The organism is Janthinobacterium sp. C22, assembly GCF_057919405.1.
This window is the reverse complement of record NZ_CP193659.1, coordinates 6,477,435-6,494,095: the sequence shown is the minus strand read 5'-3', so window position 1 is coordinate 6,494,095 and position 16,661 is coordinate 6,477,435. Positions and strand designations below refer to the sequence as shown.

General features: G+C 62.4%; 13 protein-coding genes. 5 read left to right on the top strand and 8 right to left on the bottom strand.

The window, feature by feature from the left end; all coding sequences use genetic code 11:
* Positions 1-2 precede the first annotated feature (2 nt).
* Positions 3-2,669: a DNA topoisomerase III gene (locus ACRHIG_RS30485; protein WP_475416776.1), complete on the top strand. Its 2,667-nt coding sequence runs from the start codon at positions 3-5 to the stop codon at positions 2,667-2,669.
* 70 nt (positions 2,670-2,739) lie between these two features.
* Here ACRHIG_RS30485 and pcaC read toward each other — a convergent pair whose 3' ends face one another.
* The 4 genes from pcaC to ACRHIG_RS30465 form a co-directional block, all read right to left on the bottom strand.
* Positions 2,740-3,138, bottom strand: coding sequence for a 4-carboxymuconolactone decarboxylase (pcaC, locus tag ACRHIG_RS30480; RefSeq protein ID WP_475416777.1), 399 nt, complete (start codon positions 3,136-3,138; stop codon positions 2,740-2,742).
* Between the two features lie 59 nt (positions 3,139-3,197).
* Positions 3,198-3,929 carry a hypothetical protein gene (locus tag ACRHIG_RS30475; protein WP_489628920.1) on the bottom strand — a complete coding sequence of 244 codons (732 nt, stop codon included), beginning with the start codon at positions 3,927-3,929 and terminating at the stop codon, positions 3,198-3,200.
* Positions 3,930-4,003: 74 nt separating this feature from the next.
* Positions 4,004-5,389, bottom strand: coding sequence for an alkaline phosphatase (locus tag ACRHIG_RS30470; protein WP_489630896.1), 1,386 nt, complete (start codon positions 5,387-5,389; stop codon positions 4,004-4,006).
* Between the two features lie 68 nt (positions 5,390-5,457).
* The gene (locus ACRHIG_RS30465; protein WP_475414609.1) at positions 5,458-6,909 is read right to left on the bottom strand and encodes an alkaline phosphatase; all 1,452 of its coding nucleotides are present in this window, start codon (positions 6,907-6,909) and stop codon (positions 5,458-5,460) included.
* Positions 6,910-7,109: 200 nt separating this feature from the next.
* Between ACRHIG_RS30465 and ACRHIG_RS30460 the strand changes: the two genes are divergently transcribed.
* The 4 genes from ACRHIG_RS30460 to ACRHIG_RS30445 all read left to right on the top strand — a co-directional run bounded on the left by ACRHIG_RS30460 (position 7,110) and on the right by ACRHIG_RS30445 (position 10,762).
* Positions 7,110-7,979 (top strand): MBL fold metallo-hydrolase, encoded by an 870-nt coding sequence (locus tag ACRHIG_RS30460; protein WP_489628919.1) that lies wholly within the window; start codon positions 7,110-7,112, stop codon positions 7,977-7,979.
* A 14-nt stretch (positions 7,980-7,993) separates the two neighbouring features.
* Positions 7,994-8,650 carry a DsbA family protein gene (locus ACRHIG_RS30455; protein WP_489628918.1) on the top strand — a complete coding sequence of 219 codons (657 nt, stop codon included), beginning with the start codon at positions 7,994-7,996 and terminating at the stop codon, positions 8,648-8,650.
* 94 nt (positions 8,651-8,744) lie between these two features.
* Positions 8,745-10,208 (top strand): catalase, encoded by a 1,464-nt coding sequence (locus ACRHIG_RS30450; protein WP_489628917.1) that lies wholly within the window; start codon positions 8,745-8,747, stop codon positions 10,206-10,208.
* A 170-nt stretch (positions 10,209-10,378) separates the two neighbouring features.
* Positions 10,379-10,762 (top strand): hypothetical protein, encoded by a 384-nt coding sequence (locus ACRHIG_RS30445; RefSeq protein WP_489628916.1) that lies wholly within the window; start codon positions 10,379-10,381, stop codon positions 10,760-10,762.
* Between the two features lie 59 nt (positions 10,763-10,821).
* On the opposite strand, the gene ACRHIG_RS30440 is transcribed toward ACRHIG_RS30445, so the two are convergent.
* From ACRHIG_RS30440 to ACRHIG_RS30425, 4 genes are all read right to left on the bottom strand, one after another.
* Positions 10,822-14,172, bottom strand: a complete 3,351-nt coding sequence (locus ACRHIG_RS30440) for an ABC transporter permease/M1 family aminopeptidase (protein WP_489628915.1) — start codon at positions 14,170-14,172, stop codon at positions 10,822-10,824.
* Positions 14,169-14,399, bottom strand: coding sequence for a hypothetical protein (locus ACRHIG_RS30435; protein WP_489628914.1), 231 nt, complete (start codon positions 14,397-14,399; stop codon positions 14,169-14,171). Before ACRHIG_RS30435 ends, ACRHIG_RS30440 begins: the two co-directional genes overlap by 4 nt.
* A 10-nt stretch (positions 14,400-14,409) precedes the next feature.
* Positions 14,410-15,303 (bottom strand): ABC transporter ATP-binding protein, encoded by an 894-nt coding sequence (locus ACRHIG_RS30430; RefSeq protein WP_475414615.1) that lies wholly within the window; start codon positions 15,301-15,303, stop codon positions 14,410-14,412.
* 158 nt (positions 15,304-15,461) lie between these two features.
* Positions 15,462-16,658 (bottom strand): ABC transporter permease, encoded by a 1,197-nt coding sequence (locus ACRHIG_RS30425; protein ID WP_475414616.1) that lies wholly within the window; start codon positions 16,656-16,658, stop codon positions 15,462-15,464.
* Positions 16,659-16,661 lie beyond the last annotated feature (3 nt).

Sequence of the window (16,661 nt, the reverse complement as noted above, 5' to 3'; positions counted from 1 at the left end):
ATATGACAAAAACCCTCATCATCGCCGAGAAGCCTTCTGTCGCGAACGATATCGCGAAGACGCTTGGCGGCTTCACCAAGCACGATGAGTACTTTGAATCGGATGAATACGTCCTGTCGTCGGCGGTCGGCCACTTGCTGGAGATCGCCGTGCCGGAAGAATTCGACGTGAAGCGCGGCAAATGGAGTTTCGCGCACTTGCCGATGATTCCACCGTATTTCGCGCTGAACCCGATCGCCAAGACGGAAGCGCGCCTCAAAGTATTAAACAAGCTGATCAAACGCAAAGACGTAAGCACCCTCATCAATGCATGCGATGCGGGGCGCGAAGGCGAGCTGATTTTCCGCCTGATCGCGCAAAACGCCAAGGCCAAGCAACCGGTCAAGCGCCTGTGGCTGCAGTCGATGACGCCGGGCGCCATCCGCGACGGTTTCTCGCACCTGCGCAGCGACGAAGAAATGCTGCCGCTGGCGGACGCGGCCCGCTGCCGTTCGGAAGCCGATTGGTTGATCGGCATCAATGGCACGCGTGCCATGACGGCGTTTAATTCGAAAGAAGGCGGCTTCTACCTGACCACCGTGGGCCGCGTGCAGACGCCGACCCTGTCCATCGTCGTCGAACGCGAAGACAAGATCAAGAAATTCGTGCCGCGCGACTTCTGGGAAGTGCGCGCCGAATTCGTCTGCGCAGCCGGCATCTATGAAGGCCGCTGGCTCGACACGAAGTTCAAGAAGGACGAGAACGATCCCGAGAAGCGCGCCGAGCGCCTGTGGAGCAAGACGGCTGCCGACTCGATCGCCACCGCCTGCCGCGGCCGCCAAGGCATCGTCACGGAAGAGTCGAAACCGACCACCTCGATGGCGCCGGGCCTGTTCGACCTGACCAGCCTGCAGCGCGAAGCGAACTCGCGTTTCGGTTTCTCCGCCAAGAACACCCTGGGCCTGGCCCAGGCGCTGTATGAAAAGCACAAGGTATTGACGTATCCGCGTACCGATTCGCGCCACTTGCCGGAAGACTACATGCCGACCGTGCTGCAGGCGCTGGAAACGGTCAAGGAAAACAGCAACTACCACCAGTTCGCCAAGCAGATCATCGACAAGGGCTGGGTCAAGCCGAACAAGCGCATCTTCGACAACACGAAGATCTCGGATCACTTCGCGATCATCCCGACGACGATCGCGCCAAAGAATTTGTCCGAGCCGGAACAGAAGCTGTACGACCTCGTCACGCGCCGCTTCATGGCCGTGTTCTTCCCGCCTGCCGAATTCCAGGTCACCACGCGCTACACGGAAGTGTCCGGCCATCAGTTCAAGACTGAAGGCAAGGTCATGACCAATCCGGGCTGGCTGGCCATCTACGGCAAGGAAGCGTCGACGGACGCCGACAAGGAAAGCAATGGCAACGGCAACCTGGTGCCCGTCGCCAAGGGCGAGAAGGTGCAGACGGAAAGCGTCAGCGCCAACGGCCTGGTGACGAAACCGCCAGCGCGTTTCACGGAAGCGACCTTGCTGTCGGCCATGGAAGGCGCCGGCAAGCTGATCGACGACGACGAGCTGCGCGATGCGATGGCCGGCAAGGGTCTTGGAACCCCGGCCACGCGCGCGGCCACCATCGAGGGCTTGCTGACGGAACGCTACCTGATCCGCGAAGGCCGCGAACTGATTCCGACGGCCAAGGCGTCGCAGCTGATGACTTTGCTCAAAGGCCTGGGCGTCAATGAATTGACGGCGCCTGAGCTGACGGGCGAGTGGGAATACAAGCTGTCGCAGATGGAAAAAGGCAAGATTTCGCGTGAAGAATTCATGCGCGAAATCGCGCAAATGACGCAAATCATCGTCAAGCGCGCCAAGGAATACGACAACGACACGATTCCCGGCGACTACGCGACGCTGGAAACGCCATGCCCGAATTGCGGCGGCGTGGTGAAGGAAAACTACCGTCGTTTCGCCTGCACCAAGTGCGAATTCTCGATGAGCAAGACACCGGGTTCGCGCCAGTTCGAAATCGCCGAAGTGGAGCAATTGCTGAAGGACCGCACCATCGGCCCGCTGCAAGGCTTCCGCTCGAAGATGGGCCGTCCGTTCGCCGCCATCCTGCGCATCGTGCGCGATGAAGAGATCAAGAACTTCAAGCTGGAATTCGATTTCGGCCAGAACGACGAGAGCGAAGATGGCGAAGGCGTCGATTTCACGGGCCAGACGCCCGTGGGACCGTGCCCCAAGTGCAATGCCGGCGTGTACGAAATGGGCCTGGCCTATGTGTGCGAACACAGCGTAGCCAAGCCGAAGACGTGCGACTTCCGCAGCGGCCGCATCATCTTGCAGCAGGAAATCTTGCCGGAACAAATGGCAAAGCTGCTCAACGATGGCAAGACGGACTTGCTGCCGGGCTTTGTTTCGCAGCGCACGCGCCGTCCGTTCAAGGCTTTCCTCGTACGGGGCAAGGATGGCAAGGTGAGCTTCGAGTTTGAAGAGCGCAAGGCCAAGCCGGGCGCGAAGACCAAAGCGGCAGCTGCCGAAGTCGAAGGCGAAGAAGGCGCGGCGCCAGCGAAGAAAACGGCCGTCAAGAAAGCGGCAGCCGTCAAGAAGGCGCCGGTCAAGAAGGCCACGGCCGTGAAAAAGCCGGCCGCCAAGAAGGCGCCGGCGAAGAAGGCGGCAGCGGCGGAGTAATTGCGCGCCAGCCAGACAAAAGCCAGGGATTTCCCTGGCTTTTTTACGTCCCGATTTGATGGGGCAATGCTCAGGCTGGCGGCGCGGCCGGCGCCACCAAGCCCATTTCCTTGAGTACTTCATGCGCCGAGCGGAAGGCGTCGATGGCCAGCGGCATGCCGCAATACACTGCGGCGTGCAGCAGCACTTCCTGGATTTCCTGCATGGAGGCGCCATTGTTGACGGCGCCGCGCACGTGGCCGCGCAGTTCCTGGACGCGGCCCAGGGCCGTCAGCATGGCGATCGTCGCCAGGCTGCGCGTTTTTAAATCCAGACCGTTGCGGCACCAGGTCGTGCCCCAGGCATTGCGCGTGACGAAGTCCTGCAAGGGCGCCGTGAAGGCGTCCACCTGGGCAAAGGCGCGTTCGACAAAGGCGTCGCCCATTACTTGTTTGCGCATGCGCAAACCATTCTCGAATTGTTCATCCATGCCGCGCTCCCGTTGCTGTACGTTTTCGATACTAGCGAGCCGGCATGGGGTGGTCAAGCTTAGTCGAGATAGTCCGAGTATTCGCGCTGCGCGTAGTTCTGCAAATTCGCCCACGGCTGCGCCTTGCTGACGGTCGGCTGCAGCTTGACGTCAACGCGGCGATAGAACGTGTTGGCGCGGTCGCCGCTTTCGATGATCAGGGGAATCTGCTTTTGCTCATCCCACAGGATGCGCTGGAACACGCCATTCTTTTCCACTTCGCGCCAGCGCGCGCCCGTCACGCCCGATGCCTGTTTCGACAGGGGCATGGCGGCCACCAGTTTCGGGTCCAGCAGATAAAAACTGTTTTCCCAGGAACCGTCGAAATTGACGTTTTCGTACTCGGCCTTGGGAATCGAGACGACGATCTTGTCATGCGCGTCGACGTATTCCACGCGCACGGTATTTTTTTCCAGCATCACGTGACGGGGGATCAGCACGGGATTGAAGTGCTTGTGTTCATGCTGCGTGGCCGCGGTCGACGTTTTCAATGCCACTTTCTTGTTTTCGCCATGCTTGTGGCCCGCATGCGCGTCCGTTGACGGCGCCAGCACGCGCTCGACCCACACGTGGCCGGGGCGGCGCAGCATCTTTTCTGCGTAGCGGCTCTCGCGCGTCACGCCTTCCGGCGTCAGGACGCGGCTGTAATAGGTGATGCCCAGGTCCAGGTCGGCAGGAGCCGAAGGAGGAGCGGCTTGGGCGCTGGCGGCAAAGCCGGCGGCCAGGAGGATGGCGATCAGGGACGATTTCATGGTGTTGCCTTTACGTGCAGAGGGGCGGAGGGCATACGCCATCCGCCCCGGTGGGGTTACCGTGTTGACGTGGATCAGAAGCCGAAGGCCGCCTTCAGCAGGTCAAACACCTTGGTGTTGTCCAGGGTGCCCTTGAAGGTTTTCGCGCCGGCGCCCGTGGCGAGCAGCTTGACGTCGCCGCCGCCGTGGGTTTCGCTGGCCAGGCGCACGCCTGTTTCTTGCAGGTAGTTGTCTTTCAGGGCCGTGGCGCTGTCGACGTTGCTGCGCAGCGCAGGGCGGTTCGGGCCGTTGCCGAAGACCAGGGTGGTGTAGGTATTGCCATCGGCATCCTTGCTCGGCTGGTTATCCTTGTAGCCGCGGTTGATGTCGAGGATAGGGTTGCCGCGCTTGCCGTAGCCGTTGAAGGCCAGGGTGTGGTCATGGTCGGCCGTGACGACGATCAGGGTATTGGCCAGGGTCGGATCGGTTTCCTTGATCTTGGCGATGGCCGCCTTGATGGCGTCGTCGAAGGCGATGGTGTCCGTCAGCGCGCGCTTGGCGTTGATGCCGTGCAAGGCGTGGTCGATGCGGCCGCCTTCGACCATCAGGAAGTAGCCGTTCGTGTTTTTCGACAGCAAGTCGATGGCTTTGAGCGTCATTTCCGACAGGCTAGGCTGGGTCGCGCCTTCGCCCAGCGGCGGCGTGGCCGTGCGGTCCAGTTCATATTCGAGGTGGCTGCGGGTGCTGTACAGGCCGATGAATTTCTTGCCGCTCGGCGCTGCCGCCATTTCCGTCTTGTTGGAGGCCACGGTGTAGCCCTTGGCGGCAAATTCCGTCAGCAGGTTGCGGCCATCGGCGCGGCCGTATTTGTTGCTGGCCGACCAAGGCGTGAAATGGTTGCGGCCGCCACCCATCAGCACGTCGACGCCGTCGCCCAGGGCTGCGTTGTAGCCGGCGCCGCCGGGTGTCGCTTGCGCGGCGATCGCGTATTGCGCATTGCGGTTGCAGATGTGCGAGAACGTCGTCGCCGGCGTGGCGTGCGTCAGTTCCGTGGTGGTGATGGCGCCCACAGCCTTGCCCTTGGCTTTCGCCAGTTCCAGGATGGTCGGCACGCCCTTGCCGCCGGCCGGGCAGTTGTCCACGCCCAGGTTGCCGTTGGCGTCGCGGCCGGGTTCTTTGGCGATCGTATCCTGCGCCATCGAGATGACTTCATTGTTCATCTTGACGCCGGTCATGTAGGCGGCCATCGATGGCGCGCTGTCCGTCGTTTGCGCATCGTTCGAGAACGTCTTGATGCGCGCCGTGCGTTCCAGCGTGTCCATGGTCAGGCTGCCGTCTTCCTTGTACTGGTAGATGCGCGCGGCCGTCACGACGGACGGGCCCATGCCGTCGCCGAGGAAGAAGATGACGTTCTTCGCGTCGGCGGCGTAGGCGCTGGCGACGCTGGCGGCCACGAGCGTGGTCAGCAAGGAGAGTTTCAGGGCCGATTTCAGTGCGGCGGGTGTCGATGCGAGTTTCATGTGCTTGTCCAATTCTTGTCTCTTGGGGATTACAGACCGCCGGCGGTCTTGACCAGGCCGAATACTTTGGTGTTGTCGATGGTGCCCAGGAAGGTTTCCGAACCCTTGCCGATGGCGCCCAGGAAGACGTCGGTGCCGCCGTGGGTTTCATTGCCGGCCGTGGTGCGGATCACCGCTTCCTGGTGGTAATTATTGGCGCTGGTGACGGTTTCATCGAGGCTGGCCATGGCGGCGCGGCTCGCTTGCGTGCGGTTCTCGCCATTGCCGAAGCCGATGATCGAATACGGTGCGCCGTCCAGGTCCTTCTCGACCGCGCCGGTGACGTAGTTCTTCACCACGCCCAGCACGCCAGGGTTGCCGGCAGCCGTCTTGCCCGTGCGCTTGGCGTAGCCGTTCAGCACCAGGGTGTGGTCATGGTCGGCCGTGACGACGATCAGGGTATTGGCCAGGGTCGGATCGGTGAGCTTGGCTTTTTCGATGGCGGCCTTGATGGCGTTGTCGAAGGCGACCGTGTCTTGCAGCGCCTTCTTGGCCGTCGTTTCGTGCAGCGCATGGTCGATGCGTCCGCCTTCGACCATCAGGAAGTAACCCTTCTTGTTCTTGGCCAGCACGTCCATGGCCTTGGTGGTCATTTCCGCCAGGCTCGGTTCCTTGGCTGCATCGCGGTCCAGGTCGTAGCTCATGTGGCTGGAGGTGAACACGCCGAACAGGCGCTCCGTCTTGGCCGCATCGACGGCCTTGAAGTCGGCACCCGTGTTGGCGACCGTGTAGCTCTTCGCTTTCAGTTCGGCCACCAGGTCGCGCCCGTCGGAACGCTTGCCGCCATCCTTGAACGGCTTGAAGAATTGCGCGCCGCCACCGAGGACCACTTCCAGGCCGGTGCTGCCCAGGGCGCTGTTGTAGCCCGTGCCGCCTGGCACCAGGGCCGCGGCGATATCGTTTTCCAGGTCGCGGTGGCAGATGTGCGCGTAGGTCGCGGCCGGCGTGGCGTGCGTCACGCGCGCCGTGCTGACGACGCCGGCGGCAAAGCCCTTGGCCTTGGCCAGTTCCAGCAGGGTGGTGGCGGGCGTGCCGTTGCCGGTGCCGCATTTGTTGACCAGCTTGTTGCCGTTCGCATCCGTGCCCGGATCGATGGCGACCGTGTTGGCCGACATCGAGATGACTTCATTGTTCATCTTGACGCCGGTCATGTAGGCGGCCATCGACGGCGCGCTGTCGGTTACTTGCGCGTCGTTCGAGAACGTCTTGACGAAGGCCGTTTCCGGCAGGGTGTCCATGGTCAGCGCACCGTCTTCGCCCACCGCATAGATGCGCGCGGCCGTCATGGTGGTCAGGCCCATGCCATCGCCGAGGAAGAAGATGACGTTTTTCGGCGGCGCTTCAGCCACTACCTCTTCTTTTTTGGCGTCGCTGCCGCAGGCGGCCAGCATCAGGGTGATGGCGACGCTGCAGCCAGCGACGGAAATTTTTCTGCGTGTCATGTGGTTCATCCGGCTAGGTTTGAAAGAGCTGGCAAGATAACAATTCAATGTGACGTCATGATGACGCTGTGAAACATTAGGTCTTCGATGGGCGGAGATTGCATCGAAAAATGCAACAAACTATTGCGGTTTATCGGGTTTTTCTACCGAATCAAGCAACGTAAGATGCCGTCATCCCAATCATCTTGTGAAGGCACTTCATGTTCTCCCAATCCATCCGCAGCGTTCTCGTTTCCACCCTGTTTGCCGCCGGCGCCGCCTCGGCCGCCGCCAGCGCTCCCTTGAGCCTGGAAGTATTCAATCCGGGCGAGGCGGCGATTTTCCCCGTCGCTTCCGTGCTGGTCGCGGGCAAGCATGACGCCGTGCTGATCGATGCGCAGTTTTCGCGCGCCGAGGCGCAAAAGCTGGTGGAGAAGATCCGCGCCAGCGGCAAGAAACTGACGACGGTCTATATCAGCCATAGCGATCCCGATTTTTACTTTGGCCTGGACGTGATCAAGGCGGCGTTCCCGCAGGCAAAGATCGTCGCCACGCCGGAAACCGTGGCCGAGATCCGCCGCAAGGCCGACGCCAAGGTCGCTTACTGGGGCCCGATCCTGAAGGACAATGCGCCGCACGCCATCGTCATTCCCGAAGCCTTGAAAGGCAAGCGCATCAGTCTGGAAGGCCAGTCGCTGGACATTGCCGGCCCGACGCCAGCGCGCACCTATGTGTGGATTCCATCGATCAAGGCCGTCGTCGGCGGCGTCGTACTGTTTGGTAACTTGCACGTGTGGACGGCCGATACGCAAAGCCTGGAATCGCGCCAGGACTGGCTCAAGACCCTGGACGGCATCGCCGCGCTGAAACCCGTTACCGTCGTGCCCGGCCACTTCAAGGTGGGTTCGCCCCTGACGCCGGACAGCATCGGCTTTACGCGCGACTACCTGGTGACGTTTGAAGGGGAAACGGCCAAGGCCGCCAACTCGGCCGCCCTGATCGAAGCGATGAAAACGCGCTATCCGCAGCTGGGCCTGGATGGCGCTTTGGAGACGAGCGCCAAGGTGGCAAAGGGTGAAATGCAATGGTAAGCGGCAAGGCCGGCATGCCCACACTGCACTACATTTTCGACCCCCTGTGCGGCTGGTGCTACGGCGCCGCGCCGCTGGTCGAGGCGGCGCGCGCCGTGCCCGGACTGACGGTGGCGTTCCACGGCGGCGGCATGATGACGGGCAGCAATCGCCGCCAGATCACGCCCGCCTGGCGCGGCTATGTGCTGCCGCATGACCGGCGCATCGAGCAATTGTCGGGCCAGCCCTTCGGCGACGCCTATATCGACGGCTTGCTGAACGACACGACGGCCATGATGGATTCCGAGCCGCCGATCACGGCCATCCTGGCGGCGGAAGTCTTGGCCGGCAAGGGCCTGGACATGCTGCAGCGCGTGCAGCACGCCCATTACGTGGACGGCTTGCGCATCGCCGACGTGCCCGTGCTGGTGACCTTGGCGCAAGAGCTGGGCATGGATGGGGCGGCATTCCAGGCCGCGTATGCGCAGCAGGCGGGCGCCGCCACGCAGCGGCACATCGACACCAGCCGCGCCTTGCTGGCACAGGTGGGAGGACAGGGCTTTCCCACGTTCGTGCTCGACGATGGCAGCGGCAAGCTGTCCGTGATCGATATCGGCGGCTTCCTGGGCCAGCCGGCGAAGTTGCAGGCGGAACTCGGTGGCGTGTGCGATGCTCACGGCTGTGCATTGTAAATAGCTATCAGTTCGATAAAATCTATTAGCTTTTCCTTTGTTGTTGACCTCGTTACACTAGGTTTCATCAGTCAACAACGAAGGAAAAGCAGTCATGAGCCAACAACCGCCATTCAGTACCGCCTCGGGCATCCCCGTCGCCGACAACCAGAACTCCATCAGCGCCGGCCCCCGTGGCCCCCTGCTGCTGCAAGACTTTCACCTGATCGAAAAACTCCAGCATTTCAACCGCGAGCGCATCCCCGAGCGCGTCGTGCACGCCAAAGGCTCGGGCGCCTACGGCACCTTTACCGTTACGCACGACATTTCGCGCTATACCAAGGCCAGGCTGTTCAGTGAAGTGGGCAAGCAGACGGCCACCTTCGCCCGTTTCTCTACCGTGGGCGGCGAACGCGGCAGTGCGGATACGGAACGCGACCCGCGCGGCTTCGCCGTACGTTTCTATACGGAAGAGGGCAACTGGGACCTGGTCGGCAACAACACGCCCATGTTCTTCATCAAGGACCCGATCAAGTTTCCCGACTTTGTCCACACGCAAAAGCGCGATCCGCAAAGCAACCTGAAATCGGCCGAGATGATGTTCGACTTCTGGAGCCATGCGCCGGAAAGCCTGCACCAGGTCACCATGCTGTTCTCGGACCGCGGCACGCCGGACGGCTACCGCCACATGGATGGCTTCGGCAGCCACACGTATAGCCTGATCAATGCGGACGGCCAGCGCGTGTACGTGAAGTGGCACTTCAAGACGCGCCAGGGCATCAAGAATTTGCCTGCGGCGGAAGCGGGCCGGCTGGCCGGGGCCGATCCCGACTACGCCCAGCGCGATCTGTTCGGCGCCATCGAGCGCGGCGATTTCCCCCAGTGGGAAGTCAAGCTGCAGGTGGCGACGCAGGAGCAGCTCGATGCCTGGGAGCAGCGCACGGGCTGGAACCCGTTCGACCTGACGAAGGTGTGGCCGCATGGGGACTTCCCGCTGCTGCCCGTCGGTATTTTCGAGCTGAACCGCAACCCGGACAATTACCACGCGGAAGTCGAGCAGGCAGCCTTTTCGCCGGCCAACGCCGTGCCCGGCATGGGATACTCGCCGGACAAGATGCTGCAAGGCCGCTTGTTCGCCTACCACGACGCCCAGCTGTACCGCGTCGGCACGAACCACCAGCATCTGCCCGTGAATGCGGCCCGCTGCCCCTTCCATAATCAGCAGCGCGACGGCGGCATGGCCATCCACAATGGCAGTTCGGCGCAGAACTATGCGAACGTGGCGGCGGCGGGCAGTGCGCCGCAGGGGCTGGGCCATGGCGAGCCGGCGCTGGCGCTGGCTGGCGGCGCGGCGCGTTACGACGGGCGCGGCGTGGAAGACGATTACACGCAGGCCGGCAATCTGTTCCGTCTGATGTCGGCCCAGGCCAGGCAAAATCTGTTCGACAACCTGGCCGGTCCCCTGAGCCAGGTGCGCGCGGAAACCTTGCAGCGTCAGCTCGGCCACTTCGACCGGGCCGACCCGGCCTATGGCGCCGGCGTGCGGGCTGCCCTGCAGGCGCGTGGCGTGGCGCTGTAATTACGTGTTGCAGGCGGAACTTGCTTGTTCCGCCTGTTATTGATATGGCACAAATTAGAGGTTGATATCAAATATTGCCGTATGGACATATTTGATATCCATGCGTAGACTTGTCGGTCTGATGATCGCGCCGCCTTCCTGGCGGCGTCCTGACTAGAAAGTCTTGTAATATGAATATGGCGAAGCTGTCGGTGCATGGGGACGACCCCACGCTCAAATCCATCCTCGAAGTCTTGCCCACCGAGCCGGAACGGCAATGGCGCAAGGGCGAGGCGAAGGGGGCGAATCGCGTGCATCTCGATTCCGGCTTCGAAGTGCTGATCGCGCAGGCGCCCAAGTCGCAAGTGTTGCCCTCGCGCATACGCAGCTACCTGGCCGAATGCCGCTCGCGCGGCGTGACGTTCACCATGCCGCGCATCGTGGCCGAGCTGCAACTGGAGCTGAATGGCGACGACACGGTCGATGCGCCGCTCGACCTGTCGCTGGCCGACATGCAGCACCTGACGGAAATGGGTATCAGCCTGAGCCTGGTGACGCGCTGCGCCAAAGACTGATGCCCGTGTGACACGCAAAAAAATGGCCGCCCATCATTGAAACGGGCGGCCATTTTTCGTCATGGTTCGTCGAGTTCGACGGTGACCATATTGTCATCGGGCTTGCGGTCGATCAGCTTGTTGTCCGGATCGATGCCCGCCTTGCCGGGACGGCTGCCGACGATGACGGTGTAGCTCGCTTGTCGCGCCGTCATGCGCAGCCGTTCGCGCAGCAGCGGATGGCCATTCGCGTCGTCGACGCCGATCTCGATCCAGTCGTGCAGCGGTGCGTCGTGTTCCTCGCCCTGTTCGCCGGCCGTCAATTTGCCCGCCTGCACCTTGATGGTGACGGCATACTTGCCATCGCTGCGTTTCGTGGCCGTGGCTGACAGGGCACGGTTGTCGAACAGCACGATTTTCTCGAACAGGTCGTCGATCAGGTAAGCCTGCTCGGGCGGCGTGACCTGGCGCAAGCCAGCAATCAGGGCCGTCACGCTCGCATACGGCGGGCCTTTCTGGCCGTAGGTCTTGAGCAGCTCGCGCAGCACGCCGTTGACCTTGTCCTCGCCGATGATGTCTTGCAGCAAGTACATGGCCAGGCTGCCCTTGTGGTAATGGATGTAGGCCTGGTTTTCATTCTCGGCCAGCGGCAGTTCCTTCTTGCGTTCCTCGCTGCGCCCCATCAGGTATTGATTCAGGTCATAGCGCAGGAAGCGGCGCATCTTGGCCGGCCCCGCGGTTTTCTTCATCACCATCAGGGCCGAATATTCGGCCAGGGTTTCGCTGAGCACGGTGGTGCCCCGTGTATTGCCGCCCACCAATTGATGCGCCCACCACTGGTGCGCCACTTCATGCGCCGTGATGTAGAACGGATAGTCGATGTCCTTCGGGTTCTTGTCGTCCACCTTGGCGATGAAGCCCAGGCCTTCCGAGTACGGTATCGTGTTCGGGAACGATTGCGCAAACGTGGCGTAGCGGGGGAATTCGACGATGCGCAGGATCTTGTGCTGGTAGGGGCCGAAGTTCTTCGTGTAGTACTCGAGCGCTTCCTTGCTGCCGCGCACGAAACGCTCGAGGTTGTATTCATGGCCAGGATGGTAATACACGTCGATGGCCACGTCTTGCCAGCGCTCGTGCTTGACGGCGTAGCGGGCCGACTGGAACGCATAGAAATTCAGGATCGGCTGGTCCATCGTGTAATGGAAGTAATGGCGGCCCTTGGCGATCCAGTCGTTGTCCAGCATGCCCGGTGCGATGGCCGTCTGGCCGTCGACGGTGCTGACGGTGGCATCGAAGTTGATGCGGTCGGCGTCGTTGCTGATGTAGTTGTCGGCCAATCCCTTCGGGTCGTCGCGCGGCAAGGCCCGTTCGCGCGCGGGCAAGCCGTGTTTCTTGCGGTCGCGCGGGTCCGTCAATTCCTGTTGCGGCTGGTAACCGATGTGCGGCAGCACGGCATTCGTGAAGAAAGTGCCGTTGGCCACCACGGGCGTGTCCTGGCCCAGGCCGAAGATGCCGCGCGGCGCGTAGCGGATGTCGAAGTCGAGGCCCAGGGTGGCGCCCGGCGCCAGCGGCGCGGCCAGGCGGTAGCTGTAGAAGCCCAGCTTGCCGTCATCAAGGCCGGGATGCACGCGCGTATCAAAACGCAGGCGCATGGTGGCGGTCGGGTCTTGTTGCACAAAAATATGGCTGATCGGCAAGCTGGTCTTGTTTTGCAGCACATAGCGGCCCGTGACGGCCAGGGTGCGCTGCGCCGGGTAAATGGCCACGTCGAGTTTCACGTCGGTGATTCTCGGCTGCGGCGTGGCGGCAAACTTGCGGTACTGGCGCTCGATGCTGGCGCGATCCCCGTCGCGGGAAAATTCGGACTGGTAATCGTTGGCCACGTGGAACACGTAAAACAGCACGCCGCCGGCGCCGACGAAGATCAGGGCGCCGCCGGCAAAGCTGGCCAGCACGCCATGCGTGAGGCCATGGCGCGCCAGGCGCAGGCGGATGCGCCAGCTGTCCTGCGCGCCGCGGGGCCAGAACAGCAGTGACAGCACCGTCAGCATGACGGCCGCGCCGCTCCAGTACAGCAAGTACCAGCGCTCGCGCAACACAAAGTGGCCGGCGCCGTTCATGGCCGAATACACGACATCCGGCGTGCTGCCGTACAGCAGCAGCGGGTCGCCCAGGCCCAGCGAGGAAAAGCTGATGCTGGCGATGTGGTACAGAATCATGGCGAAATACGCCAGGTATTTGTGATTGATCAATACCTGCACGAAGATGGCCAGCACGGCGACCAGCGCATAGTAGGGCAGGTGTGACAGGAACAGCGATTCCACGTACAGGCCGGGGTCGAGGCGGTAATAGCCCTTGAAGACCTGGATCGACATGCCGCACAGCATGATGACCAGGCTCAGCAAGGCTTGCAGGCCGACCAGCGCGAACAGTTTCGACAGCAGGGGCAGCCAGTTCGGCACGGGCAGGGCGTCGAGCATCAGGTACGTGCCCGCTTCCCGTTCGCGCCACACCAGCTCGCCCGCATAGAAGGTGGTAATGATCAGCATGAACAGGGCGAACGAGGCGCTGACCATCTCCAGCACCTTTTCCGTCACGGGATAGGTATTCGTGCCGTAGATGGAGCCCATGTCCAGCGCGCCCGCATACATGGTCAGCACGCCGGCTAGCACGATGACGACAAAATAGATGTTCTTGATGGTTTCGCGCAGGTTCAGCCAGCTCATCTTGAGGAGCAGGGCGGCCAGGTTGCGCTGCGCGAAGTCGGGCGTTTCCTGCGTGGACAGCGAGGCGTTCGACAGGCGCTGCGGCGCCTCGCCCTCGCTGCGGCGCCGGGTGGCGCCCGCGTCCGTCGTGGCGTGGAACTGGAAGCGCCAGTAGCCGAGCAGCAAGGCCACCAGGGCGAAGCCGGACCAGATGGCGCGATTCAGCAGGTACACGCCCTCCAGCGTCACCAGGCGCGTGTTGCGTTCCGCGTTCGGCCAGTATTCCGTCAGGCGTATCAGCGCCGTCGTGCCGAAGGGGTCGATCAGGGCGGCCAGGGTCTTGTAGTCGAGGTCGCGCGCCAGCGACGGCGCCACCAGGTAGCCGATCAGCATGACCACCGAGCTGATGTACACAGGCAGCATGCGCCGCGTCAGCGCGGCGATGACGAAGAAGATGGCGCCGAAGATGAACAGGTTCGGCAGCAGCGTAAAGACGTAGGGCATCAGGTAGGCCAGCGCCCGCTGCGGTCCCAGCCGTTCCGGATCGATGCCGGGCAGCCAGGCGCCCAGCCAGGCGCCGATCACGATGCTGGAAAACACCACGGCCAGCACCAGGTAGGCGCCGAGGAAGCGGCCAAAGACGTACTGGTATTTTCTGATCGGCGCGCTGAAGAAGAAATGCTGCATGCCGTATTCGAAATCCTGCTGCACCGAGCGGCCCATCATGGCGGCCACCACCACGGCGCCGAAGCAGCCCAGCAGGCTGCACGTGAACGCCAGCGAACGGGGGCGTTGATCAGGAACTTGCCGCCGAAACTGATGCTCGCTTCCTTGAAGACGCCGCCGGCGGCCGCCATCCACAGCATGGCCAGCGCCAGAAACATGGCGAAATACACCCAGGTGGACAGCAGCTTGAGCCGCTGTCGCGCTTCAAAGCGGGCGATGGCAAACATGGCCGCCCCCTCAGTCGCACTGCGGGGCGACGCGGTGGCGCCCCGCAATGGTGGCGAAATACAGGTCTTCCAGGTCGCCGATGGCTTCCTCGAAGCCGTCGCCCGGGTCGTCGTCGCTGTAGACGTGGATCAGGGTGCGGCCCGACAGCAGGCGCGTGGAAATGACGGCGTGGCGTTGCTGGAAGCTGGCCAGTTCTTTCTTTTCGACAAAGCGCGCCCAGATCTTGCAGCTGACTTCATCGATCAGTTCCTGGGTCTTGCCGCACAGCAGCAAATGGCCCTTGTTGATGATGGCCATGTTGGCGCACAGGTCGGCCACGTCAGACACGATATGGGTCGACAGGATCACCGTCTTGTCTTCGCCGATGTCGGACAGCAGATTGTGGAAGCGGACTCTCTCCTGCGGGTCGAGGCCGGCCGTCGGCTCGTCGACGATGATCAGTTTCGGGTCGCCCAGCAGGGCTTGCGCGATGCCGAAGCGCTGGCGCATGCCGCCGGAAAAGCCGCCCAGGCGCTGGTGGCGCACGTCGAACAGATTGGTTTGCTGCAACAAGCCATCGACGACCTCGCGCCGGCGCGTCCGCTGCGACAGCCCTTTCAACATGGCGAAGTGGTCGAGCAGCTCGTAGGCCGTCACTTTCGGGTACAGGCCGAAGTCCTGCGGCAGGTAGCCCAGCATGCGGCGGATCTCGTCCTTGTCGTCGAGCACGTCATAGTCGCCGAAGAAGATGGAGCCCGAATCGCATTCCTGCAGGGTGGCCAGGGTGCGCATCAGGGTCGACTTGCCGGCGCCATTCGGGCCCAGCAAGCCGAACATCCCGGGCGGTATCGTCAGCGAAACGTTGTCCAGTGCTACCACGCCATTCGCGTAGGTCTTCGACAATTTGCGAATCTGCAATTCCATACAACTCCTAACTCATGCGTTGCTGCCCGATGCGACAGGGCTACTCTATGCTGGCATTGTATTGAATTTAAGACGCACTGGGCAGTTGCATGCGATACACGGCATTTTCGCGTGCCCAGAGTGCAGTTCGACGGGGCAGACGGCGCGCCGTGCAAGTTTTAGTTGCGAAATAGCACCGACTCCCGGTTAAACCACCAGCGGCACAGGGCCAGCAGGGCGCCCGCGATCACCGTGGTCGACGCCAGGATCACGCCGAACATGCGGTAATCCATGGTGCCTTTCACCAGTTCCTTCATGGCCAGCGACACGTTGGTCAGCGGCACCATGGCCCATATCCAGTTCAGCTCGACGCCGGGCAGCATGGCCGCCACCGTGGGCAGGATGACGAACAGCATCAATGGCGTGATCATGCCGGCCGCTTCCTTGTAGCTTTTCGCGTAGATCGAGATCGACAGCAGCAGCGAGGCGAAGATGGCGGCCGTCGGCACCAGCATCAGGGTCACCATGGCCAGGTCGGGCAAGCCGATGCTGCGCACCATGACGGCCATGTTGCCTTCGAGCGAGCTGCCGAAGATGGCCAGCAGGGCGCCCATGCTGCCCACCATCAGCACGGCCGAGGTCATGCCGACGGTAAATAGCACGAGGAACTTGGCCAGCACGATGGCGCTGCGCGGCACGGGCGCCAGCAGCAGGGTTTCCAGGGTACCCCGCTCCTTTTCGCCGGCGCCCAGGTCGATGGCCGGATACATGGCCGCCGTCAGGCACACCATCAGCAGCAGATAGGGCAGCATGCCGCCGACGATGGCGCCCATCTGCTCGCGCTCGTTGGCCGTCGATTGCTTGTCGAGCACGATGGGATGCAGGGCAAAGGCCAGCTGGGCCGGACTCAGGTTCAGGTCCGACAGCGCGCTTTCACGCAGGCTGGCGTTGTAGGCATCGACGATCTCGCGCACCCGCTGCTGGGTCACATCGACCGTGCTGGCGCTGTTGTAGTGCAAGGTGACCTTGGCTTGCTGCTGTTGCCGCAGCGCCTCTTCAAACCGGGGCGGAATGACGACGGCGAACTTGATGCTGTCGTCGCCGATGGCGCGGCGGATCTCCCCCTCGCTGGCCAGCGGCACTTCGCGCAGGTTGTGCTGCTGCGCAAAACGCGCGCTCAAGCCCGGCGAATGGTCCTTGCCGAACAGCGCGTAGCGCATTTCCGCCGTCTTGGCGTTCTTGAACATATTGTTCGAGACATATGCGAAGCCGCCAAAGATCAGCGGCATGGCAAAGATGGGGATGAGGATGGTGAAGATCAGCGTCTTGCGGTCGCGCGTGAGTTCCAGCAACTCTTTCAGATAAATGGTCCACATGGC